Source organism: Sphingomonas sp. R86520 (assembly GCF_042466285.1).
Classification (GTDB): domain Bacteria; phylum Pseudomonadota; class Alphaproteobacteria; order Sphingomonadales; family Sphingomonadaceae; genus Sphingomonas.
Genome location: NZ_JAXHBZ010000001.1, coordinates 2,744,764 through 2,764,574, shown reverse-complemented (window position 1 = coordinate 2,764,574; position 19,811 = coordinate 2,744,764). Strand labels below are relative to the sequence as shown.

Annotated in this window: 25 protein-coding genes; 11 read left to right on the top strand and 14 right to left on the bottom strand. The window is 66.3% G+C overall.

The window, feature by feature from the left end:
* Positions 1 to 25: 25 nt before the first annotated feature.
* From hisA to hisB, 4 genes are read right to left on the bottom strand one after another with little or no spacing between them, the layout of a single operon-like run.
* Entirely contained in the window at positions 26 to 760 is a 735-nt protein-coding gene (gene hisA, locus SJY41_RS12570) for a 1-(5-phosphoribosyl)-5-[(5-phosphoribosylamino)methylideneamino]imidazole-4-carboxamide isomerase (RefSeq protein ID WP_380782175.1), read from the bottom strand.
* A complete protein-coding gene (hisH, locus tag SJY41_RS12565; RefSeq protein ID WP_380782173.1) occupies positions 757 to 1,374 on the bottom strand; it encodes an imidazole glycerol phosphate synthase subunit HisH in 618 nt (205 codons plus the stop codon). The genes hisA and hisH overlap by 4 nt, the downstream gene beginning before the upstream one ends.
* Positions 1,371 to 1,688, bottom strand: coding sequence for a YciI family protein (locus SJY41_RS12560; RefSeq protein WP_380782171.1), 318 nt, complete (start codon positions 1,686 to 1,688; stop codon positions 1,371 to 1,373). Before SJY41_RS12560 ends, hisH begins: the two co-directional genes overlap by 4 nt.
* Positions 1,685 to 2,272, bottom strand: a complete 588-nt coding sequence (gene hisB, locus SJY41_RS12555; protein WP_056052090.1) for an imidazoleglycerol-phosphate dehydratase HisB — start codon at positions 2,270 to 2,272, stop codon at positions 1,685 to 1,687. The genes SJY41_RS12560 and hisB overlap by 4 nt, the downstream gene beginning before the upstream one ends.
* Positions 2,273 to 2,343: 71 nt before the next feature.
* Between hisB and SJY41_RS12550 the strand changes: the two genes are divergently transcribed.
* The 5 genes from SJY41_RS12550 to gmk all read left to right on the top strand — a co-directional run bounded on the left by SJY41_RS12550 (position 2,344) and on the right by gmk (position 5,713).
* Complete coding sequence (locus SJY41_RS12550; RefSeq protein WP_380782169.1) at positions 2,344 to 2,829, top strand: SspB family protein; 486 nt, start codon at positions 2,344 to 2,346, stop codon at positions 2,827 to 2,829.
* Between the two features lie 186 nt (positions 2,830 to 3,015).
* Positions 3,016 to 4,407, top strand: a complete 1,392-nt coding sequence (fumC, locus tag SJY41_RS12545; RefSeq protein WP_380782167.1) for a class II fumarate hydratase — start codon at positions 3,016 to 3,018, stop codon at positions 4,405 to 4,407.
* A 175-nt stretch (positions 4,408 to 4,582) separates the two neighbouring features.
* Positions 4,583 to 4,795 carry a hypothetical protein gene (locus SJY41_RS12540; protein WP_380782166.1) on the top strand — a complete coding sequence of 71 codons (213 nt, stop codon included), beginning with the start codon at positions 4,583 to 4,585 and terminating at the stop codon, positions 4,793 to 4,795.
* The gene (locus SJY41_RS12535) at positions 4,792 to 4,989 is read left to right on the top strand and encodes a hypothetical protein (protein ID WP_380782164.1); all 198 of its coding nucleotides are present in this window, start codon (positions 4,792 to 4,794) and stop codon (positions 4,987 to 4,989) included. The genes SJY41_RS12540 and SJY41_RS12535 overlap by 4 nt, the downstream gene beginning before the upstream one ends.
* Before the next feature lie 73 nt (positions 4,990 to 5,062).
* Positions 5,063 to 5,713, top strand: coding sequence for a guanylate kinase (gene gmk, locus SJY41_RS12530; RefSeq protein WP_380782162.1), 651 nt, complete (start codon positions 5,063 to 5,065; stop codon positions 5,711 to 5,713).
* A gap of 142 nt (positions 5,714 to 5,855) precedes the next feature.
* On the opposite strand, the gene SJY41_RS12525 is transcribed toward gmk, so the two are convergent.
* Genes SJY41_RS12525 through SJY41_RS12515 form a run of 3 tightly spaced genes read right to left on the bottom strand, consistent with a single transcriptional unit; the run spans position 5,856 to position 7,424 of the window.
* Positions 5,856 to 6,536, bottom strand: a complete 681-nt coding sequence (locus SJY41_RS12525) for an ATP12 family chaperone protein (protein WP_380782160.1) — start codon at positions 6,534 to 6,536, stop codon at positions 5,856 to 5,858.
* Positions 6,537 to 6,549: 13 nt separating this feature from the next.
* Entirely contained in the window at positions 6,550 to 6,768 is a 219-nt protein-coding gene (locus SJY41_RS12520; RefSeq protein ID WP_120301293.1) for a hypothetical protein, read from the bottom strand.
* On the bottom strand, positions 6,765 to 7,424 hold the full coding sequence (locus tag SJY41_RS12515; RefSeq protein WP_380782158.1) for an HAD-IA family hydrolase: 660 nt from the start codon (positions 7,422 to 7,424) through the stop codon (positions 6,765 to 6,767). The genes SJY41_RS12520 and SJY41_RS12515 overlap by 4 nt, the downstream gene beginning before the upstream one ends.
* Before the next feature lie 112 nt (positions 7,425 to 7,536).
* Between SJY41_RS12515 and SJY41_RS12510 the strand changes: the two genes are divergently transcribed.
* Positions 7,537 to 8,034, top strand: a complete 498-nt coding sequence (locus SJY41_RS12510; RefSeq protein ID WP_380782156.1) for a DUF1440 domain-containing protein — start codon at positions 7,537 to 7,539, stop codon at positions 8,032 to 8,034.
* 334 nt (positions 8,035 to 8,368) lie between these two features.
* Here SJY41_RS12510 and SJY41_RS12505 read toward each other — a convergent pair whose 3' ends face one another.
* The 3 genes from SJY41_RS12505 to SJY41_RS12495 form a co-directional block, all read right to left on the bottom strand.
* Positions 8,369 to 9,664: an RluA family pseudouridine synthase gene (locus SJY41_RS12505; protein ID WP_380782154.1), complete on the bottom strand. Its 1,296-nt coding sequence runs from the start codon at positions 9,662 to 9,664 to the stop codon at positions 8,369 to 8,371.
* Complete coding sequence (crcB, locus tag SJY41_RS12500) at positions 9,661 to 10,035, bottom strand: fluoride efflux transporter CrcB (protein ID WP_380782152.1); 375 nt, start codon at positions 10,033 to 10,035, stop codon at positions 9,661 to 9,663. The genes SJY41_RS12505 and crcB overlap by 4 nt, the downstream gene beginning before the upstream one ends.
* A gap of 299 nt (positions 10,036 to 10,334) precedes the next feature.
* Positions 10,335 to 11,075 carry a hypothetical protein gene (locus SJY41_RS12495; RefSeq protein ID WP_380782150.1) on the bottom strand — a complete coding sequence of 247 codons (741 nt, stop codon included), beginning with the start codon at positions 11,073 to 11,075 and terminating at the stop codon, positions 10,335 to 10,337.
* Positions 11,076 to 11,181: 106 nt separating this feature from the next.
* Between SJY41_RS12495 and SJY41_RS12490 the strand changes: the two genes are divergently transcribed.
* On the top strand, positions 11,182 to 11,403 hold the full coding sequence (locus SJY41_RS12490; protein WP_380782148.1) for a hypothetical protein: 222 nt from the start codon (positions 11,182 to 11,184) through the stop codon (positions 11,401 to 11,403).
* A gap of 53 nt (positions 11,404 to 11,456) precedes the next feature.
* On the opposite strand, the gene SJY41_RS12485 is transcribed toward SJY41_RS12490, so the two are convergent.
* Together SJY41_RS12485 and SJY41_RS12480 are read right to left on the bottom strand one after the other, a co-directional pair.
* Positions 11,457 to 11,882, bottom strand: coding sequence for an OsmC family protein (locus SJY41_RS12485; protein ID WP_380782146.1), 426 nt, complete (start codon positions 11,880 to 11,882; stop codon positions 11,457 to 11,459).
* Between the two features lie 89 nt (positions 11,883 to 11,971).
* The gene (locus SJY41_RS12480; protein WP_380782144.1) at positions 11,972 to 12,277 is read right to left on the bottom strand and encodes a glycine zipper 2TM domain-containing protein; all 306 of its coding nucleotides are present in this window, start codon (positions 12,275 to 12,277) and stop codon (positions 11,972 to 11,974) included.
* 183 nt (positions 12,278 to 12,460) lie between these two features.
* On the opposite strand from SJY41_RS12480, the gene SJY41_RS12475 reads away from it, so the two are divergent.
* A complete protein-coding gene (locus SJY41_RS12475; protein ID WP_380782142.1) occupies positions 12,461 to 13,099 on the top strand; it encodes a trimeric intracellular cation channel family protein in 639 nt (212 codons plus the stop codon).
* A gap of 351 nt (positions 13,100 to 13,450) precedes the next feature.
* Here SJY41_RS12475 and SJY41_RS12470 read toward each other — a convergent pair whose 3' ends face one another.
* Together SJY41_RS12470 and sppA are read right to left on the bottom strand one after the other, a co-directional pair.
* Positions 13,451 to 14,017 (bottom strand): GNAT family N-acetyltransferase, encoded by a 567-nt coding sequence (locus SJY41_RS12470; RefSeq protein ID WP_380782140.1) that lies wholly within the window; start codon positions 14,015 to 14,017, stop codon positions 13,451 to 13,453.
* Positions 14,018 to 14,019: 2 nt separating this feature from the next.
* Positions 14,020 to 15,975, bottom strand: coding sequence for a signal peptide peptidase SppA (gene sppA, locus SJY41_RS12465; protein ID WP_380782138.1), 1,956 nt, complete (start codon positions 15,973 to 15,975; stop codon positions 14,020 to 14,022).
* Positions 15,976 to 16,487: 512 nt separating this feature from the next.
* Here sppA and groES point away from each other — a divergent pair.
* The 3 genes from groES (at position 16,488) to SJY41_RS12450 (ending at position 19,801) form a co-directional block, all read left to right on the top strand.
* Positions 16,488 to 16,775, top strand: a complete 288-nt coding sequence (gene groES / locus SJY41_RS12460; RefSeq protein WP_056052039.1) for a co-chaperone GroES — start codon at positions 16,488 to 16,490, stop codon at positions 16,773 to 16,775.
* A 97-nt stretch (positions 16,776 to 16,872) separates the two neighbouring features.
* Positions 16,873 to 18,516, top strand: a complete 1,644-nt coding sequence (groL, locus tag SJY41_RS12455; protein ID WP_380782136.1) for a chaperonin GroEL — start codon at positions 16,873 to 16,875, stop codon at positions 18,514 to 18,516.
* Between the two features lie 292 nt (positions 18,517 to 18,808).
* Positions 18,809 to 19,801, top strand: coding sequence for a sigma factor-like helix-turn-helix DNA-binding protein (locus tag SJY41_RS12450; RefSeq protein ID WP_380782134.1), 993 nt, complete (start codon positions 18,809 to 18,811; stop codon positions 19,799 to 19,801).
* Positions 19,802 to 19,811 lie beyond the last annotated feature (10 nt).

Genomic DNA, 19,811 nt, shown 5'->3' with positions numbered 1-19,811 from the left:
CGTCTCCGCGTGTCCGCGTGAACCATCATGCAGCCTTCGCCACACTCAATGCCGCAGCAAGATCGAGCCGGCCGTCGTACAGCGCTCGCCCGGTAATCACGCCCTCCACCCCATCCCGCGCATGCAAAGCGAGGACGTGGATCTCGGCGATGCCCTTGACCCCGCCGCTGGCGATCACCGGAATGTCTACCGAGCGCGCCAGATCGACCGTAGCGTCGACGTTGCACCCCTTCAGCATCCCGTCGCGCCCGACATCGGTGAACAGCAACGACGCCACACCCGCATCCTCGAACCGTCGTGCGAGGTCGACCGCGGTCGTGGTCGACACGTCGGCCCAGCCCTTGGTCGCGACCATGCCGTCCTTCGCGTCGACCGCGACGACGATCCCGCCGGGGAAATCCTTCGCCACGCCGCGGACGAAGTCGGGATCCTCCAGCGCAGCCGTGCCGATCACGACACGCGACACGCCCAGATCGAACCAGCCCTCGACGCTGGCCCGGGTCCGGATCCCGCCGCCGAGCTGCACATGCCCCGGAAACTGCGCCACGATTGCCCGAACCGCATCGCCGTTGACCGAAGCCCCCGCGAACGCACCGTCGAGATCGACGACATGCAGATGCTCAGCGCCGGCGTCCGCGAACAGCATCGCCTGCGCCGCCGGATCGTCGCCGTACACGGTCGCGCGGTCCATATCGCCCTCGGCGAGACGCACCACCTGACCCGCCTTGAGGTCGATCGCGGGGAAAATGATAAGGCTCACGGCCGCCACTCCAGGAATCGTTCGAGCAAGGCCAGGCCGTAGCGCTGGCTCTTCTCAGGATGAAACTGCACGCCGATCATCGTGTCGCGACCGATCGCGGCGGTAACCGCGCCGGCATGCTCGGTCGTCGCGAGCACGTCGGCGCCTTCGAAGGCAAAGCTGTGCAGGAAATACGCCTCACCTGGTTCGATCAGCGGATGCTGCCTGGTCGGAACGACGTCGTTCCACCCCATATGCGGCACCTTTGCCTCCCCAAGTCCGGGCATCGTCCCCGGCGCCAGCCGTCGCACACGTCCCGGCACCCAGCCAAGCCCGGCATGCGTCCCCATTTCCTCGCCCGCATCGGCCATCAACTGCATGCCGACGCAAATGCCGAGAAACGGCGTACCCTCGTCGCGAACGCGCCGGTTCAACGCCTCGACCATCCCCGGCACCGCGCGCAACGCCGCCGCGCAGGCGCCATACGCGCCGACGCCCGGCAACACGATCCGCTCGGCCTTCGCGACCACATCCGCGTCCGACGTCACGACGAGATCGACACACCCGGCAGTCCGCAACGCGTTCTCGACCGAATGCAGATTGCCCGCGCCGTAATCGATCAGCGCCAGCGTCACTCGAGCAGCCCGGCAATCGGGGGCAGGACCATGCTCGCGGTAAATGCAGTGATCTCGGCAGTGGCCAGCCCGCCGCTCACGAACGGATCGGTCGCGACCACGGCTTCGACCGCGGCCTTCTCGCCGCGGACCAGGATAACTCCGCCGGTACGTGGGATCCGCCGACCCGACGCGAGGAACACGCCCTCGGCATAGCCCTTGCCGAGCCACGCGACATGCTCCTTCATCCGCGCATCGATCGCGTCCAGCGGCACGACGTAGGTCAGCGCAACCACGCACAACGGCGCGTCGGTCCGTGCGAACGGCTCGCTCACAAGATCCCCTTGGTCGACGGGATCGCGTCGGCCTTGCGCGGATCGATCTCGATCGCGGTCCGCAGCGCCCGCGCGACGCCCTTGAACGCAGCCTCGGCGATGTGGTGGTTGTTCGTCCCGTACAAAGTCTCGACGTGCAGCGTGATGCCGGCGGCTTGCGCAAAGCTGTGGAAGAAATGCTCGAACATCTCGGTATCCATGCCGCCCAAGCGTTTCTGCGAGAACAGGTCCTTCCACACCAGCCACGGCCGCCCGGAAATATCCAGCGCCACGCGCGTCAGCGTTTCGTCCATCGGCGACAGCGCATCGCCGTACCGCGCGATGCCACGCTTGTCGCCGAGCGCCTGCGCGAACGCCTGCCCGATCGCGATGCCGGTATCCTCGACGGTGTGGTGCTCGTCGATGTGCAGGTCGCCCTTGGTCCGCACGCGGATATCGATCAGCGAGTGGCGCGACAGTTGCTCGAGCATGTGATCGAAGAAACCGACCCCGGTCTCGACGTCGTACACGCCGGTCCCATCGAGGTTCACGGTGACGTCGATCGCCGTCTCGGCGGTGGAGCGGGTGATCGTGGCGGTGCGCATGCCACCTCCCATAACGCCCCGTACGACGCATGCAATCTTGACCGGGAAACGAATGCCGCTACCCAAGGGGAATGAGTGATGGACTGCCCGATAGCCTGATTCCGTACGACGAGATCGTACAAGAAGCCCTGCGTGCCGTGGTCGGCCGCGTCCTCGGTTCGGTCGCGGAGGCCGGCGGACTGCCCGGCGAGCATCATTTCTACATCACCTTCAAGACCCAGGCGCCCGGAGTCGACATTCCCAAGCGCCTGATCGAGCGCTTTCCCGACGAGATGACGATCGTCATGCAGAACCGCTACTGGGACCTCGTCGTCGACGACGAGCGCTTCTCGATCGGACTTTCGTTCAACCAGGTCCCGTCGAAGCTGGTGATCCCGTATTCGGCGATCACCGGGTTCCAGGATCCAGCCGTGAGCTTCGAACTCCGCTTCCAGGCGCAGGAGGGTGCGGAAGACGCGCTCGGCGATCATGAGGCAGCCGAGAACGACGGCCCGACCGCGGTCCCGATCGAAGACGGCTCGAACGTCGTCGCCGTGGATTTCAAGCGGAAAAAGTGACCCGTACTCCCTCTCCCCCCCGGGGAGAGGGAAGGGGCCCGCCGCACTTGCGGTGGGAAGGGTGAGGGGCGTTGGGACACGCGTCCCGAGCCTCAAGCCCCTAACCCTTCCGTCGCCTGCGGCCCCGCCCTCCCTCTCCCCGAATGGGCGAGGGATCCCGAGCCCGCTACGGAAGGTTCTCTCCCCATGACCCAGACCCGCACAGAAACCGACACGATCGGCCCGATCGAGGTTCCCGCCACCGCCTATTGGGGCGCGCAGACCGAACGCTCGATCGAGAACTTTCCCTTCGCCACCCGCGAACGCATGCCGATCGAGATCGTCCACGCCCTGGCGCTCGTCAAACAGGCCGCCGCCCGCGTAAACCGCGCCCACGGCCTCGACGAAAAAATCGCCACCGCGATCGACTCCGCTGCGCAGGAAGTGATCGACGGCAAGCTCGACGACCAGTTCCCCCTCGTCATCTGGCAGACCGGCAGCGGCACACAGTCGAACATGAACGCCAACGAGGTCATCGCCGGCCGCGCCAACGAGGTCCTCACCGGCGCCCGCGGCGGCAAGTCGCCGGTCCACCCCAACGATCACGTCAACATGAGCCAGTCGTCCAACGACAGTTTCCCGACCGCGCTCCACATCGCCGCCGCGATCGCCACCACGCACCGCCTGATCCCAGCGCTCGACAAGCTCCACGCATCCCTCGACGCGAAGGCGAACGCCTGGGACGACATCGTCAAGATCGGGCGCACCCACCTCCAGGACGCGACGCCGTTGATGCTCGGCCAGGAATTCTCCGGCTATGCGAACCAGCTCTACCGCTGCCGTCACCGCATCGAACCCGCGATCAGCCACGGCATGGTCATCCTCGCGCAGGGCGGCACCGCGGTCGGCACCGGCCTCAACGCCCCCGCGGGCTTCGGCGACGCGATCGCGCACGAACTGGCAGCGATCACCGGCCTGCCGTTCGTCAGCGCGCGCAACAAGTTCGAGGCGCTCGCATCGAACGACCCGCTCGTGCACCTGTCCGGTACGCTCAACACGCTGGCGGTCGCGCTGACCAAGATCGCCAACGACATCCGCCTGCTCGGCTCCGGCCCCCGCTGCGGCTTCGGCGAGATCGACTTGCCCGCCAACGAGCCCGGCAGCTCGATCATGCCCGGCAAGGTCAACCCGACGCAGTGCGAGATGCTGACGATGGTCGCGGGGCAAGTGATGGGCAACCACGTCGCAGTGACGGTCGGCGGCATGCAGGGTCATCTCGAACTCAACGTCTTCAAGCCGCTGATCGGCGCCAACGTGCTGCGCTCGATCGACCTGCTGGCGACTGCGATGGAAGGGTTCGCGGAACGCTGCGTCGATGGCATCGAACCCAACCGCGGCCGCATCGCCGACCTGCTCGATCGCTCGCTGATGCTCGTCACCGCCCTCGCGCCCGAGATCGGCTACGACGCCGCCGCCAAGATCGCCAAATACGCGCACGCCGAGGGTCTGACGCTCAAGGAAGCTGGCCTCGCGCTTGGCCTAGTCGACGCCGAGACCTTCGACCGCGTCGTCAAACCCGAGTCGATGCTGGGACGGTAACGCCCGCACCCCAAAATTCCGTTCGTGCTGAGCGAAGTCGAAGCACCCCCGCTTGGGGCACTCCCTTCGACTTCGCTCAGGGCGAACGGAAGGGGAGTGGCGGGCGGCTGGGAACTCAGTCGGGAACCCATTTCGTCGCCAAACGCTACCCCGGCACATTCCGAGGAGAAATAACGTGGGCGCAACGACCATAGGCGCGCTGATCGGCGCAGGCATCGATTCGATGAGCGGCGACGACGGCAACGCAGACGGCGCGATCATCGGCGCGATCACCGCGAACGTGCTCAAGATCGTGATCCCGCTCGCGGTTACATACGCCGTCGGCTGGGCGGTGCTGCGCGGCGCGACGGAACTGAAGGATCAGGTCTTCGGGGAGGCGGAAGCATGATCGGACGTATCATCAGCGCACTCGTCGGCCGCGAAATGGGTCGCCGGGACGGTAGCGGCGGCACCTCGGGTGCGATCAAGGGCGTGGTCGCGATGAGCGTGTTGCGCCGGATGGGCCCGCTCGGTCTCGTGCTCGGCGGCGGCTACGCAGCCAAGAAGGCGTATGATCGCAACAAGGCGCGCAAGGCGATCTGATTGCCGGCGTAATTGCCGAACCGCGGACCGCACATGGGTTGACGCCCGTGCATGGTCCGCGGCAAGGGCGCGCATGCCCAACAATCCCCCGTCCGACCCGCATGGTTTCCGTCGCCGCGGCGTCCTGTTCGTCCTGTCATCGCCGTCGGGCGCCGGCAAGTCGACGATCGCGCGCCGATTGCTCGCCGACGAGCATGAGCTGGAGATGTCGGTTTCGGTAACGACACGGCCGATGCGCGCCGGCGAGGTCGACGGCAAGGACTATCACTTCACCGACCTCGAGGGCTTTCGGGACATGGTCGCGAACGACGAGTTCCTCGAATGGGCGCACGTCTTCAACCACCGCTACGGCACGCCGCGCGCGCAGGTCGAGGAGATGCTGGCCGCCGGCAAGGACGTGCTGTTCGACATCGACTGGCAGGGTGCGCAACAGCTGTTCCAGATCGCCGGCGGCGACGTCGTCCGCGTCTTCATTTTCCCGCCATCGATGGAAGAGCTCCACCGCAGGCTCACCAGCCGCGGCACCGACTCGACCGAAGTGATCGAAGCGCGCATGTCGCGCGCCGCCAACGAGGTCAGCCACTGGGACGGCTATGACTACGTGCTCGTCAACGACGACGTCGACAGCTGCATCCGCGGCGTGAAGACGATCCTCGCTGCCGAACGGTTGAAGCGCTCGCGCCAGACCGGCCTGATCGGCTTCATCCGCCGGCTGACCCGCTAGGCTTACCTACCGTCAACGTCACCCAGACCCTACCCGTCATCCCAGCGAAAGCTGGGATATTCCCGTTCCGGGTCGCAATACCCGCCAACCGGGATACCCCAGCTTTCGCTGGGGTGACGAATGTGAGAGGGCGAATACGCTCTCAAAGCAGCCCCAGAAACTCTACCCCCAACCCGAACTCCGTGCGCTTCGCGTCGCGCAACTGGGTCGCCTGCCAGTCCTCGCCCCACATCTCGATCGACCAGTCCTCGTCGATTCCCGCCGCCGCCCAGGCCGCGTCCGCATCGATCTCGCCCTCGATCAGCGCCAGCCCGATCACTAGCGACCCCGTCAGCGTCACTACCGGCGATAACCCGGCCAGCCGGAAATCGTCATACGCCGCGACCGCCTCATACAGCCGCGTGATCGTCGCGGCGGCCTGTGCGACGTGCATCACGCCCGCCGTTACCGCGAAGGTCACGTCATACCGCCCTCGCGCCCATGCCAGCAGCGGATCCCACGCCGCCGCCTGCCGCTCGACCAGCAACGGAGGTCCTTCCGCGCGGTAACAGAGCAGGTCGCTCTCGCCATACGCCGCCAGCCGCGCGGCAAACTGCGCGGGATCGTTCGCGATCGGGTCGGTCGCCGCATTGGCGAGTCCCGTCAGCGGCATCGTCCGCGGATCTACGTCCACGCCGACCGCGCGCCATTCCGCCGCGACCGCCTCGGCCAGCGCATCGCTCGGCAACGCGAGCGGTCGCCGCCCGGGCGTGCGCACCGGCTTGCCGTCGAGCGTCACCACGCGGTCCGCATCGATCGCGACGTCTTTCCAGAACCGCTTCATGCGCCCATTCCGTTCATTCAGGCGGACTCCGCCAGCGATGCGCCAGACTGCGCGGCACGGTGGCGATCATCGCCATCGCCGACAACACGATCGCCGTCCCGAGGATCTTCGGCCCGAGATCATGCGCGCGCGCGATCAGGATCAGCCCGAGCAGCGCGCCGGCCACCCCTGCCAGTCGCACGGCGACCAGCACGAACCAGCGTCGCTGCGCGAGCTTGTCGGCGTCGGTCATCGTGGCGCCACCATGTGGAGCAAGTCCGGCACGGTCGCCGCGACGACATCCGCACCCGCATCCGAAAGCTCGTGCACGTCGTGATACCCCCACGCGACCCCGACGGCGCGCGCACCGGCGGCTCGCGCCATCGCCATGTCGAAGCTCGTATCGCCGATCATCGCGGTGGTCTCCACGGCAGCACCCGCCTCCGCGATCGCCGCCAGCAGCATCGCCGGATCGGGTTTCGACGGATGCCGGTCCGCAGTCTGCAACGTCACGAACCGTTCGGTGATGCCGTGCGCGGCAAGGATATGCGCGAGGCCGCGATCGGATTTCCCCGTCGCCACGCCCAGCGCCCAGCCGTCGGCGGCAAGCGTCCCCAGCACTTCGGCGATCCCGTCGAACAACGGTTCGTCGGCCAGTTCGCCACTCGCGCGCATCGCATGGAACGCGTTCTTGTAGTCGGTGGCGAGCGATCGATGCAGCGCTGCGTCCGCCTCTGGCAGCAACACCTGCATCGCCTCGACGAGGCTTAAGCCTACGATCCGCCGAATGTCCGCGCGAGACGGCGGGACCAGCCCGGCGCGCTCGAACGCCCGTTCGCATGCGACGCAAATATTCGCCTGGCTGTCGACGAGCGTCCCGTCGCAATCGAACACGGCAAGACGGGTCAAGAAGTTTTCCAACGCATTGCCGCCTCGTAGATCACGCGTGCACGCGAGGGAACGCCAAACCGGAACGGCCGCGCAGGCGGCGGGTTGTGTGGAATACCTCTGGAGACCGATCATGGCGCGCACACCGACCGACACTGCTCCAAACCCATGGGCCGCCGCGGCGGCCGGCCTGGTTGCTGGGCTGGCCGCGTCGTTGGCGATGGACCTGTTCCAGGCAGGCGTCGCCGCGCTGTCGTCGTCGGAAAGCGACGCCGAACCCGCGACGCAAAAAGCGGCGGACAAGGTTTCCAAGGCGGTGGCCGGCCACGCCATCTCCGACGATCGCAAGCCGCTCGCCGGGCAGGTCGTGCATTATGCGCTCGGGGCAGGGCTGGGGATCGCCTACGCGGTGGCGGCGGAATACCGGCCGGCAGTGACGGCAGGTTACGGGACCGCGTTCGCGGCGGTGACGACGTCGTTGCTCGACGAGGCGGCGGTGCCGGCGGCGGGGCTGGGCGAGGCTCCGTGGAACACAGCGCCGACGACGCATCTGTACAGCGCGGCGTCGCACATCGTGTTCGGGACGGTGACGGAGGGCGTGCGGCGGTTCCTGCTGGGGTGGCTGAAGTAGGCGTTAGTTGCGCTCACTTAGCTCCCCTGCAAAGGCGGGGGCGCAGGAATCGAGCAGCGCCGCGATCATGGCCCCTGGACCCCGCCTTCGCGGGGGAACGGCTTACGGTTGGTGTCGCGCCCCCACCTCAAACTCCATCCCGGCGAAGGCCGGGACCCAATTGGGGGGCGTCGCTAACGAAGGACGTTGCTCAGTTACCTCAACCTTTCCAATTGGGCCCCGGCCTTCGCCGGGGTGGCGCAATATGGTTAGGTCTGAGCGCCCAGTCTAACCAATTCTCTCTCTCCCCTCGGGGGAGCGGGAGGGTGAGGGCACGTTAGGCCGCCGCCAACAGTTACCGAGTCCCGGGCCCACTCCGAGGCCCAGGCTTCCCCGCTCCACCCGGACGCCCGCGCCCAGCCGGCTTGGCACCTTCAACCCGAGGCCCACTCCGCGGCGGCCCGAACTTCGACCCAGCCCCCGTCCGAGGTCCACCCGTCTTCGGCGCAGGCTTGCCCGTCGCCTTCTCCTCGACAGCCCCACGTCCACGCCGCTCACCCTTACGGTCCTTCCGCACCGACTTCGCATGCGCCCTAGCCCGCGACTTCATCTGCTCGCGTGTCGGCGCGGTCTTCTCGTCGAGCACCAGGTCGTTGCCCAGCTTCTCCTCGAAACCCAATTGCTTGAGGCTCTCGGCGAAATGCGTCGGCAGCTCGGCGGTCACGTCGATCGACCCGCCATCGGGATGATCCACCTTGATGCGCCGCGCATGCAGATGCATTTTTCGCGAGATCCCGCCGGTCAGGAACGCCGCCGCGCCGCCGTATTTTCCGTCGCCAACGATCGGATGCCCGATCGCCGCCATGTGCACGCGCAACTGGTGCGTGCGGCCGGTGAACGGCTGCAACTCGACCCACGCCGCGCGATTGCCGGCCTGCTCGATCACCCGGTAGCGCGTTCGCGCCGGCGCGCCCTCGGCCTCGTCGACGTGCATCTTCTCGCCGCCGGTGCCCGGCTGCTTCGCGATCGGCAGCTCGATCATGCCGTCCTCGATCGACGGCACGTCGACCACCAGCGCCCAATAGACTTTCCGCGCGGTCCGCCCCGAGAACGCCTTCGCGAAGAACGCCGCCGCGCGCGACGTCCGCGCCACCAGCAAAGCCCCGGAGGTATCCTTGTCGAGCCGGTGAACCAGCTTCGGCCGACCCTCGTTATCGTACTGCAATCCGTCGAGCAGCCCGTCGACATGCTGCGTCGTCTTGGTCCCACCCTGCGTGGCCAGCCCCGGCGGCTTGTTCAGCACGAACGCCTGGAAATCCTTGTGGATGACCATGCCCTGCGCAAGCTCGGTCTCTTCGTCCGACAGGATCACGCGTTCGCGGACGCGCTTGGGCTTGTCGACGTCGGCGGCGGCCTTGTCGGCCTCGGGCGGCGGTACGCGCAGCATCTGGCCCGCCGCGATCCGGTCGCCCGGCGTAGCGCGTGCGCCGTCGACGCGGAGCTGCCCGGTGCGCGCCCACATCGCCACCGTGGTGAAGCTCGTGTCTGGCAAATGCCGCTTGAACCACCGGTCCAGCCGGATGCCGTCATCGTCGAACCCGACGTTGAACTCGCGGAAACCCATATCGCTATCGCTTTTGCCCGCAGTCATGCGACGGCCCTTACTGCGGAGAGACCCGCGAACAACGCGGCGACCGAACCGATCACCGACACCAAAACATAGCCGAACGCGACGCCGATGGCGCCCCGCTCGATCATCGTGACGACATCCAGCGAGAACGCCGAGAACGTCGTGAACCCACCCAGCACGCCGACGCCGAGCACCAGCCGCCACGTTTCCGAAGCGCTGGTCCGGGCAAGCACGCCAACCAGCACACCCATCAGCAAGCCACCGACCAGATTCACGGCCAGTGTACCAAAGGGATAGTCGGGACCGAGCAACGACAGCATCGCGCGGCCAGTCAGATAGCGCGCGCCGGAACCGACCGCACCACCGACCATGACGGAGAGAAGGGGAGACATTGTCGGGCCCTAGCGTGAATCGGGCAAAACGGAAAGGTGGGGTTGGTGGAGGGGGTGGGGTTGCCCGCAGAAGGCTTCACTCAGTCCGCAGATTGTTTCCCCGCGAAGGCGGGGACCTGGTCTGAGCGCCAGCCTTCGCGGGCAAACATGGAGAGCAGCCCGTGCCTCCGTTACAAACCACCCCGGCGGAGGCCAGGGCCCAATTGGAAAGGTCGCAGTAACGAAGGCCGGCGCTCAATTAGCAACGTTTCCCAATTGGGCCCCGGCCTTCGCCGGGGTGTTGCACGTATCGCAAAATCTCACCGCCCGGCGTTGGACACCATGTCCACATCGCTCCCACCGCCAGGCCGCGCGGTCACATACACCACGTAAGCGTCGTTCCCCCGGATCCCGCCCAGCACGTGCTGGCGCCCGTCCGTACTGTGCCCGGCCGAATACCCGGCCGCCGTCGCCTTGGTATAATAATATGCGAGCATCTTCGGCATCGGCGCGGCGCTGGCAAAGCTCACCACTCGGAGCCGGCACCCATTCTGGTCCGCGCCCGCAGCCTCCGACAGCCGCGCGCCCGGATACAGTGGCAGGTCGGCCGGCAACCGGTTCGCCCATCCCGCCGAATAGCCGATATCCTTCGCGCACGCCCCCGCATCCGGCGTCTTCTGCCGCTCGGCCAGTGCGCCCAGGGTCAGCGCACCGTTCGCCGACCTGCATTCCGGACAGTCGTTCGACGCCGCCGGTGCCGGCTTCAACGTCTTCGCATCGACCGGATCCGCCGCGAGCGCACTATCGGGCACCGCGCCGCTGCCTGGTTGCGTGGGTGGCCGAACCGCGTCGGTATTCGACGATTGCGCAAGCCGTGGGTCGACCATGATCTGCGACCCCAGCGCGGCGGTCATCGCAGGATCGCGCGTGGTGGCGTTGGTCAGTTCCGCATCCAGGCTGTTCAAGTCCTGCTGGTCGGTGGACGATCTGCCACAGGCGGCCAGCATCGGCGCCAGCATTAGCGGCAGGAGGATGAGGGTGCGGCGCGGGGAAAATGTCATCACCCGCATCCTATGCGCGAAAGACGGTGAAGAAAGCGTTTTCCGCGGCCTCGCGCATCGCCGCGATGATCTTGCCCGAAGCGGTGCGACTCGCCATGTTCGGCTTATGCTGAACATCGTCTCGATCCTCATCGGCCTCGTCACTCTCGTGCTCGGCCTCGTCGCGTTCATTCCGTTGCTCGGCTGGATGAACTGGCTCGTCATCCCGATCGGGATCGTCGGCGCCGCCGTCGGCGCGCTCTCGTCGAGCAGCGGTGGGCGTAACCTGAACATCGTGCTGATCGTCATCTTCGCGATCCGCCTCAGCATTGGCGGCGGAATCTTCTGAACGATCTGGACTTCTGAAACGAAGGGCCCGGTGTTTCCACCGGGCCCGGCAGGTCAGGCGAGCGTGTGCTCCAGCGTGATCTCTGCGTTCAGTACCTTCGATACCGGGCAGTTCGCCTTGGCATCCGCAGCGATTGCCTCAAACTCGTCCTTCGAGATGCCGTCGATCTTGGCGGTCAGGGTGAGCGCCGACTTGGTGATCTTGAAGCCGTCGCCGTCCTTGTCGAGCGTCACCTTCGCCGACGTCTCCAGCGTACCAGCCTCATAGCCCTTGCCCGCAAGCGCAAAACTCAGCGCCATCGTGAAGCAACTCGCATGCGCCGCCGCGATCAGCTCCTCGGGGTTGGTGCCCGGCTCGTTCTCGAACCGCGTGTTGAAGCCGTAGGGGCTGTCGGACAGCACGCCCGACTGCGTCGAGACATGGCCCTTGCCGCTCTTGCCGAGGCCGTCATATTTGGCCGATCCGCTGCGTGTGGTCATCATTGATCCTTTCGGGACGAGAAAAAGGCGCCGCGGTTTCCCGCGACGCCCTTCCCCAACGCATGACTACCGAAATAGCGGCGCCCGGATTAGCGGCAACGACGATTGTTGTTGCTCGAACCCTTGTCGATCGCGCGACCGGCGAGACCGCCGAGCACGGCGCCGCCCAGCGTGCCGACCGTACGGTCGCCGCGGGTGTCGACCGTGCGGCCGAGCAGTGCACCACCGACGCCGCCGATGATCGTACCGGTCGTGCCGTTGTTCTTCTTGCAATAGGTGCGGCCGTCACGACCACGCCATTCGCGACGATCGCGGGCGTCTGCAGCCGAAACCGGGATGAGGACGGTCGGCAGGACCATCGCGCCAAGGCCGAGTGCCAGGATAAACTTACGCATTGTTGAACTCCCAAGTGATATGATCTGATAGCGTAACGATGCGACTATACCGCCGGTTGCATGAACGGAAAACAACACCCCGTTCATGCTGGTGTTCATGCGCGCCAGGCCGCGATGTCTTGGCAGGACCCGCCATCCGCGGTCCCGCTTTACGCTGGATGGCAGGCCGGTTACGTCGCCACGATGCTGCCCGTCCCGCTTCCCGTCGAAATCCTGCCCGTCGCCGCGCCGTGGTTCGACCTGGCGGGGCTCGCCGTGTTCGCCGCCTCGGGCGCGCTCGCCGCGGCCAAGCGCGGACAGACCTTCGTCACGCTCGTGTTCTTTGGCCTGATCACCGGCGTCGGCGGCGGCACGGTACGCGACTTGCTGATCGGCGCGCCGGTGTTCTGGGTGCACGATGCGCGCGCCGCCAGCGTGTGCCTCGGCGTCGCGCTGCTGATCTGGGTGACGCCCGAACGCTGGTGGAAGGACGAGGCGCTCGGCTGGTTCGATGCGGTCGGTCTCGCGGCCTATGCGGTCTACGGCGCCGCCAAGGCGCTCGGCTACGGCGTGCCGCCAGTGCCCGCGGCGCTGATGGGCGTGATGACCGCCTGCGTCGGCGGCATCATCCGCGACGTGCTGGCGGGGGAGCCGTCGATCCTGATGCGGCCAGAGCTGTATGTGACGGCGGCGGCGTTGGCGGCGGCAAGCTATGTTGGACTGGTGTTGCTGGGCGTGCCGCTGGCGTGGGCGGCGATGATCGCGGCGAGTGCTGGCTTCACGCTGCGGGCAGCGGCGATCCGCTATCACCTGGCGCTGCCGGCGTATGGCGGCCGCCGCTAGCTCAACCCGTCTCGAGCTCTAGCTTGTGTCCCCGCGAAGGCGGGGACCCAGACTGGGCTCCCGCCTTCGCGGGAGAACAAGGGGGCGGGGACCGCACTTGGTTTGCGGCCTTTCACCTTTCGACAATCCTGATTGAAACGCCGAACTGATCCGGTCACGACATCCTTAACAACCCACCTCCCCGGCGGAGGCCGGGGCCCAGTTGGTGAGGCTGCGGTAATTGAGCGCGACACTTGATCAGCGACGTTGCCCAACTGGACCCCGGCCTTCGCCGGGGAGGTGCTTCTATTGGTGGATGCGGATTTAAAGATTCCGGATGTTGAAATGCAACTCCATCGGAAGCACGCTACCCTACCCCCGCACCACACCGACATCCGCAAACCGCTTCGGCTCGACCGGCGGTACCGAACCCTCGTTCAGCTCGCACTGCCAGTGCCCGACGTCGATCCACTGGCCGTTCTTGTAGCCGACCTCTCGGTACACCCCCGCGCGCCGGAACCCGACCGCCTCGTGCAGCTTAATAGACGAATCGTTCGGCAGCGCGATCACCCCGATCGCCTGCGTAAAGCCCTGCGCCCGCAACGTGTCGATCAACGCCTCGTACAACAGCCGCCCCGCGCCCTGCCGCTGCGCCGCGTCCGCGACATAGACGGTAGTCTCGCACACGAACCGGTACGCCTCGCGCTCGCGGAACCGTGCGGCATAGGCAAAGGCGAGCACGCCGCCCTCGTCACCCACCGTGGCCACCATCCACGGATAGAGTCCGCCCGACGCCGTCATCCGCGTCCGCATCTGGCGCGCGTCGGGCGCCTCGGTCTCGAACGACACCGTGCCGACCAGCACGTGCGGCGCATAGATCGCCGCGATCGACGCCGCATCTTCCGGCACCGCCGCGCGAATGACGATGCCGGCTGGCATGGTCAGAACCCGATCCGCGCGAGCAGCAGGTCGAGCAGCTTCGCGTCGCCGAGCCCTGCCGAGGTCGGCCCCATCCCGCCGCACTCCAGGCAGCGCGCCTGGATCGAGCCCGACGTCGCCAGCCGCTTCATGTCGCCGACCGCGCGCGCGAGCATCTGGCGCCGATCCGCCGCGACATGCGCGAACGCATCGCCGCCGGTTGCGCCATCCGCGGCATCGTCATCGCCCGTGTCGCCGAAATCCTGCGCGAGCGTCGCGAGGAAGCCCGGCTTCTTCTCGAGATACTCGGCATGTACCTTGGCCGGATCGAGCTTGGCGCGCTTGGCTGCCTCGTCGATCGCATCCTGCAACGTGCCGAACCGGTCGACCAGTCCGATCTGGCGCGCGGTGCCGCCATCCCAAACGCGTCCCTGGCCGATCTCGTTCACCCGCGCCGGCGACAGCTTCCGCGATGCCGCCACGCGGCTCACGAACTCGCGATAGCCGTTCTCGATGCCGGCCTGCGCGATCGCGTCGAACATCGGCGTGGTGCCGCCGACGATATCGGGCTGGCCCGACAGCGGCGTGGTCTTCACGCCGTCGCTGGTCACGCCGATCTTGGCGAGCGCGTTCTCGAAGGTCGGGATCACGCCGAAGATCCCGATCGAGCCGGTGATCGTGCCGGGCTCGGCGAAGATCACGTCGGCCGGCGTCGACACCCAGTATCCGCCGCTGGCCGCAAGGCCGCCCATCGACACCACGACCGGCAGCTTCTGCCGCTTGGCTTCGAGGATCGCGAGCCGGATCTGCTCCGACGCCAGCACCGAGCCGCCCGGCGAATCGACGCGCACGACCAGCGCCTTCAGCGTCTTCTTGGCGAGCCCGTCGAGCACCGCCTTCTCGATCGTCTTGCCGGCCGCCTTGCCGGGACCGCTCTCGCCATCGACGATATCGCCGGCGATCGTCAACACGCCGATCGCGTCGCCGCCGGTCGGGAGAGGGTTGGCCTTCACCCACGCGTCGTATTTGATCGTATTGAAATTGCCGGCCGCTTTGTTGTTGTCGCTCCCGGCGATCTCCGCCACGCGGCGGCCGAACGCGGTCCGGTCGCCGAGCTTGTCGACGATGCCAGCACGCAAATTCGCCTCGGCGATGTTACCGTTCGCCGCGAGCACGACCTTGTCGGGCGCGCTCAGGAACTGGGCGATCTGCGCCTTGGGCCGTGCCTTGGCGATGGCCTCGCGCCACTGCGAGAACAGCGTGCCGTACAGCGCGGTACTGGCGGCGCGCGCGTCTTCGCTCTGGTCGGCGCGCGTGTACGGCTCGACGAACGACTTGTAGCGGCCGACGCGGTAGACGTGCGCGTTGACGCCGAGCTTGTCGATCAAGCCCTTGTAATAGAGCTGATTTCCGCCCGGTCCCATGAAGATCGTGCCACCCAGCGGGTTGACCCAGACCTCGCTCGCATTCGCCGCCAGCCGGTAGCCGCCATCGGTGTACGCGGTCGCGTAAGCCAGAACCGGCTTGCCGCTCGCCCGCACCCGCGCCAGCGCGTCGCCGACTTCGCCCAAGGCTGCGGGATACGCACCGCCGAAGCTGTCCAGATCGAGCACCACCACCTTCACGCGCGCATCGGTGCGCGCGGTATCGATCGATCGCACCACGTCGCGCAGGCGGAACTGGCGCGTCTGGCTCTGCCCTGACAGCGCGGCGAACGCGGCCTGCTCCTCGGGCTGCTCGACGATCGAGCCGTTCAGGTCGAGCACCAGCGCGCCGTCCTTGATCGCCTTGGTTCCCGGCCGCGCATTCAGCGCCGCGAAGATCAGGCCGAAGAACAACAGCATGGCGATCAGGACGAGCGCATCCTTGATCGCCACGAGGAACTTCCACACCCCGCGTACGAGTCGCCAGTTGCGGCGAGGGGGACGGGCAGGGTCGGTGTAGGAGGGGGCGTAGGACGGCGCTGCGGTATCGGTCATGCGAGCAGAGCTAGAGCATGCGCGGACGGAGGTAAATGCCCTGTATTACGTGTCCAACACAGGGGGGGGCGTCGTCGTGCTGGCCCTCTCCCTATCCGTCATCCCCGCGGACGCGGGGACCCATAAACTCGAACGCCGGCGCCTCTATCGATGGGCTAGCCAGTATGGATCCCCGCGTGCGCGAGGATGACGGCATGCTGGGGCAGGCTGCGTGCAGCTTTCGCGGTATCCGCATCACGGAGTGGGCTCGCCCAGCCTTGTTCTCCTGCGAACGCAGGAGCCCAGGATCCCAAGCGCTGCACCTCGTAACCCTGGACTCCTGCGTTCGCAGGAGAACGGCAGCGCGGTCATCCAGCCGCCTCAGCCACGATGCCCCAAACCCACGCTCGCCCGAAAAAATTCCCGCTCCCGGCCTTTGACATGCCGCACACGCAAGCACATATGCCGTCCGTTGGCACTCGGGCTCCCTGAGTGCCAGAAATCTGTCACAATCCCAAAAGGACATGGACCCCATGAACTTTCGTCCGTTGCATGATCGCGTGCTGGTGAAGCGCCTCGAAGCCGAAGAGAAGACGGCTGGCGGCATCATCATTCCCGACACCGCCAAGGAAAAGCCGCAGGAAGGCGAAGTCGTCGCCATCGGCACCGGGACCCGCGCCGAGAACGGCACGATCACCCCGCTCGACGTCAAGACCGGCGACAAGATCCTGTTCGGCAAATGGTCGGGCACCGAGGTCAAGGTCGACGGCGAAGACCTTCTGATCATGAAGGAATCTGACATCCTCGGGATCGTCGGCTAACCCCGACGACTTCAGGGATCATCGGTTTTCAGACCTGATCTTGGCCTAACCCGGCTTAACCTTCTTTTTCTATATCTCATCTGAAAGGGCAGCTGACATGGCTTCCAAGGACGTGAAATTCGGTCGTGACGCGCGTGAGCGCATCCTCCGCGGCGTCGACATCCTCGCCGACGCGGTCAAGGTGACCTTGGGCCCCAAGGGCCGCAACGTCGTCATCGACAAGAGCTTCGGCGCACCGCGCATCACCAAGGACGGCGTCACCGTCGCCAAGGAGATCGAGCTCAAGGACAAGTTCGAGAACATGGGTGCGCAGATGCTGCGCGAAGTGGCCTCGAAGACCAACGACATCGCCGGTGACGGCACGACCACCGCAACGGTTCTGGCGCAGGCGATCGTCCGCGAGGGCATGAAGTCGGTTGCAGCGGGCATGAACCCGATGGACCTGAAGCGCGGCATCGATCTCGCCGTCATCAAGGTCGTCGAGGACGTCAAGGCGCGTTCGAAGCCGGTTTCGGGTTCGAAGGAAGTGGCGCAGGTCGGCATCATTTCGGCAAACGGCGACCGTGAAGTTGGCGAGAAGATCGCCGAAGCCATGGAGAAGGTCGGCAAGGAAGGCGTGATCACCGTCGAGGAAGCGAAGGGTCTCGAATTCGAGCTCGACGTCGTCGAGGGCATGCAGTTCGACCGCGGCTATCTGTCGCCCTACTTCATCACCAACCCCGAGAAGATGTCGGTCGAGCTTCAGGATCCCTACATCCTGATCCACGAGAAGAAGCTCTCGAACCTGCAGGCGATGCTCCCGATCCTGGAAGCCGTCGTTCAGTCGGGTCGTCCGCTCCTGATCATCGCAGAAGACATCGAGGGTGAGGCTCTCGCCACGCTCGTCGTCAACAAGCTGCGCGGCGGCCTGAAGGTCGCAGCGGTCAAGGCACCGGGCTTCGGCGATCGTCGCAAGGCGATGCTCGAGGACATCGCGATCCTGACCAAGGGCGAGATGATCTCGGAAGACCTCGGCATCAAGCTTGAAACCGTCACGCTCGGCATGCTCGGCACCGCCAAGCGCGTCACGATCGACAAGGACAACACCGTCATCGTTGACGGTGCCGGCGATCACGACACGATCAAGGGCCGTACCGAAGCGATCCGCCAGCAGATCGAGAACACGACCAGCGACTACGACAAGGAGAAGCTCCAGGAGCGTCTCGCCAAGCTTGCCGGCGGCGTTGCCGTGATCAAGGTCGGCGGGTCTTCGGAAGTCGAAGTCAAGGAGCGCAAGGACCGCGTCGACGACGCCCTGCACGCAACCCGTGCAGCCGTCGAAGAAGGCATCGTCCCCGGTGGTGGTACGGCGCTGCTGTACGCGACTAAGGCACTCGATGGCCTGACCGGTGCGAACGAAGACCAGACGCGCGGTATCGACATCGTTCGCAAGTCGCTGACTGCTCTGGTTCGCCAGATCGCTCAGAATGCGGGTCATGACGGTGCGGTTGTTTCGGGCAAGCTGCTCGACGGCAACGACACGTCGATCGGCTTCAACGCCGCGACCGACACGTATGAGAACCTGGTCGAAGCCGGCGTGATCGATCCGACCAAGGTCGTCCGCACCGCGCTGCAGAACGCAGCATCGGTTGCAGGCCTCCTGATCACGACCGAAGCGGCCGTGAGCGAACTCGCCGAAGACAAGCCCGCCATGCCCATGGGCGGCGGCGGCATGGGCGGCATGGGCGGCATGGACTTCTGATTTCGGACGGAGGCAGCGAAAGCTGCTTCCGACACGAAATCAGAACGGCCGGCGGGCTGGGCGGCGAAGCCCCCAGTCCCGTCCGACGAAAAGGGCCGGCTTCGCCGGTCCTCCGTTCCGAACAGACGACCAAGACGAAGGGCCGGGGAGGAATCCCCGGCCCTTCGTTCGTCCACGTCGCTCGCACCCCTGCCCGATCAGGCAGATGCTACCGATCCTATGATTGGAGATTTCCCACGATTGGCCGCACGCGGGAGGTGCAACCACTTTGGGTTTTCGCTACCATAGCACCATGACCGAAGGCCGCATCGATCAGTTGACCGAAGCCCAACGTGCCTGTCTCCGGCTCGTGCTGACGCATCACAATTCGAAGGAGATCGCGGCGATCGTCGGCGTGTCGCCGTCAGCGATCGACAAGCGGATCGAGCGCGCCGTCCAGATTCTCGGCGTCGGTACGCGCTTCGAGGCGGCGCGCCGTCTGCAGCAGCACGAACGCGGCGCTAGCGGGGACGGCGTCCTGGTCCACGAGCGGCTGGATGTCGACGCAGCCGGTCCCGCTGCCGGGCCGTCATGGAGTGGCCCGCCTGCGACATACGAACGGCTACCATCCGAACCAATCGACATTCCCATCACCCCCGGCCAGCCCTCAAACGGGGTCCAGATCGAGCCGTGGGGGCTTGTTCGCCGCTTCCTCGGAATGTCCGGGAACAGCGGATTTATGGGGGTGGCGCGAAACCGGTTCTCGATCGGCGACAGGGCAGTACGACTTCTCGTGCTCATGGGTTTGATCGCTGTCACCTCGATGGCGGTCGTGAACATGGCGATGACGTTGACCACCCTGTTGCGATCCAACCGTGACCGCAGCGCTCCCGTACACGGCACCGCAACGTCGGCGCCAAGGGGAGAGATTTCGATGTTGAGGCAACGGCGTCAGGCTGCCGACAGGGTGGCCAGTGATTTCCTGAAAGCAGAAGCCGCGGTCGACGAGGCGGCAATGCTCACCGCGTCGTGCATGACGACGCTGCTGCAGGAGCGTGCGGCCGCCAATCTGCCGGTCGGCACGGGCGCCGCCGCGCTGCAGATGGTCTCCCAGGCTTCGTTCGACATCATCAACGCGCGACAGCGCTTCGTCGAGGCGCACCGCGCGCTGGTGGATGTCCATACCGAGATCGGTCTTGGCCGGTTTTATGGATATGGCGACACGGCCCCGTGCCCGCCGAACGAAGGCGCGCTGCGTGACGTTGCGGACCAGGTTGCCCCGGTCCGCCTGGCCGCAGTTGCCTGAACGGCCGCTC

Coding starts and splice junctions, on each gene's coding strand:
- SJY41_RS12490 (WP_380782148.1), top strand. CDS start 11,182: ATGCTGAACATCGTCTCGATCCTCATCGGCCTCGTCACTCTCGTGCTC.
- SJY41_RS12550 (WP_380782169.1), top strand. CDS start 2,344: ATGAGTGATGGACTGCCCGATAGCCTGATTCCGTACGACGAGATCGTA.
- SJY41_RS12505 (WP_380782154.1), bottom strand. CDS start 9,664: ATGACTGCGGGCAAAAGCGATAGCGATATGGGTTTCCGCGAGTTCAAC.
- groL (WP_380782136.1), top strand. CDS start 16,873: ATGGCTTCCAAGGACGTGAAATTCGGTCGTGACGCGCGTGAGCGCATC.
- SJY41_RS12520 (WP_120301293.1), bottom strand. CDS start 6,768: ATGACCGACGCCGACAAGCTCGCGCAGCGACGCTGGTTCGTGCTGGTC.
- fumC (WP_380782167.1), top strand. CDS start 3,016: ATGACCCAGACCCGCACAGAAACCGACACGATCGGCCCGATCGAGGTT.
- SJY41_RS12510 (WP_380782156.1), top strand. CDS start 7,537: ATGGCGCGCACACCGACCGACACTGCTCCAAACCCATGGGCCGCCGCG.
- SJY41_RS12535 (WP_380782164.1), top strand. CDS start 4,792: ATGATCGGACGTATCATCAGCGCACTCGTCGGCCGCGAAATGGGTCGC.
- SJY41_RS12485 (WP_380782146.1), bottom strand. CDS start 11,882: ATGACCACACGCAGCGGATCGGCCAAATATGACGGCCTCGGCAAGAGC.
- SJY41_RS12525 (WP_380782160.1), bottom strand. CDS start 6,536: ATGAAGCGGTTCTGGAAAGACGTCGCGATCGATGCGGACCGCGTGGTG.
- groES (WP_056052039.1), top strand. CDS start 16,488: ATGAACTTTCGTCCGTTGCATGATCGCGTGCTGGTGAAGCGCCTCGAA.
- SJY41_RS12470 (WP_380782140.1), bottom strand. CDS start 14,017: ATGCCAGCCGGCATCGTCATTCGCGCGGCGGTGCCGGAAGATGCGGCG.
- crcB (WP_380782152.1), bottom strand. CDS start 10,035: ATGTCTCCCCTTCTCTCCGTCATGGTCGGTGGTGCGGTCGGTTCCGGC.
- hisB (WP_056052090.1), bottom strand. CDS start 2,272: ATGCGCACCGCCACGATCACCCGCTCCACCGCCGAGACGGCGATCGAC.
- SJY41_RS12475 (WP_380782142.1), top strand. CDS start 12,461: ATGCTGCCCGTCCCGCTTCCCGTCGAAATCCTGCCCGTCGCCGCGCCG.
- SJY41_RS12495 (WP_380782150.1), bottom strand. CDS start 11,075: ATGACATTTTCCCCGCGCCGCACCCTCATCCTCCTGCCGCTAATGCTG.
- SJY41_RS12450 (WP_380782134.1), top strand. CDS start 18,809: ATGACCGAAGGCCGCATCGATCAGTTGACCGAAGCCCAACGTGCCTGT.
- gmk (WP_380782162.1), top strand. CDS start 5,063: ATGCCCAACAATCCCCCGTCCGACCCGCATGGTTTCCGTCGCCGCGGC.
- sppA (WP_380782138.1), bottom strand. CDS start 15,975: ATGACCGATACCGCAGCGCCGTCCTACGCCCCCTCCTACACCGACCCT.
- SJY41_RS12480 (WP_380782144.1), bottom strand. CDS start 12,277: ATGCGTAAGTTTATCCTGGCACTCGGCCTTGGCGCGATGGTCCTGCCG.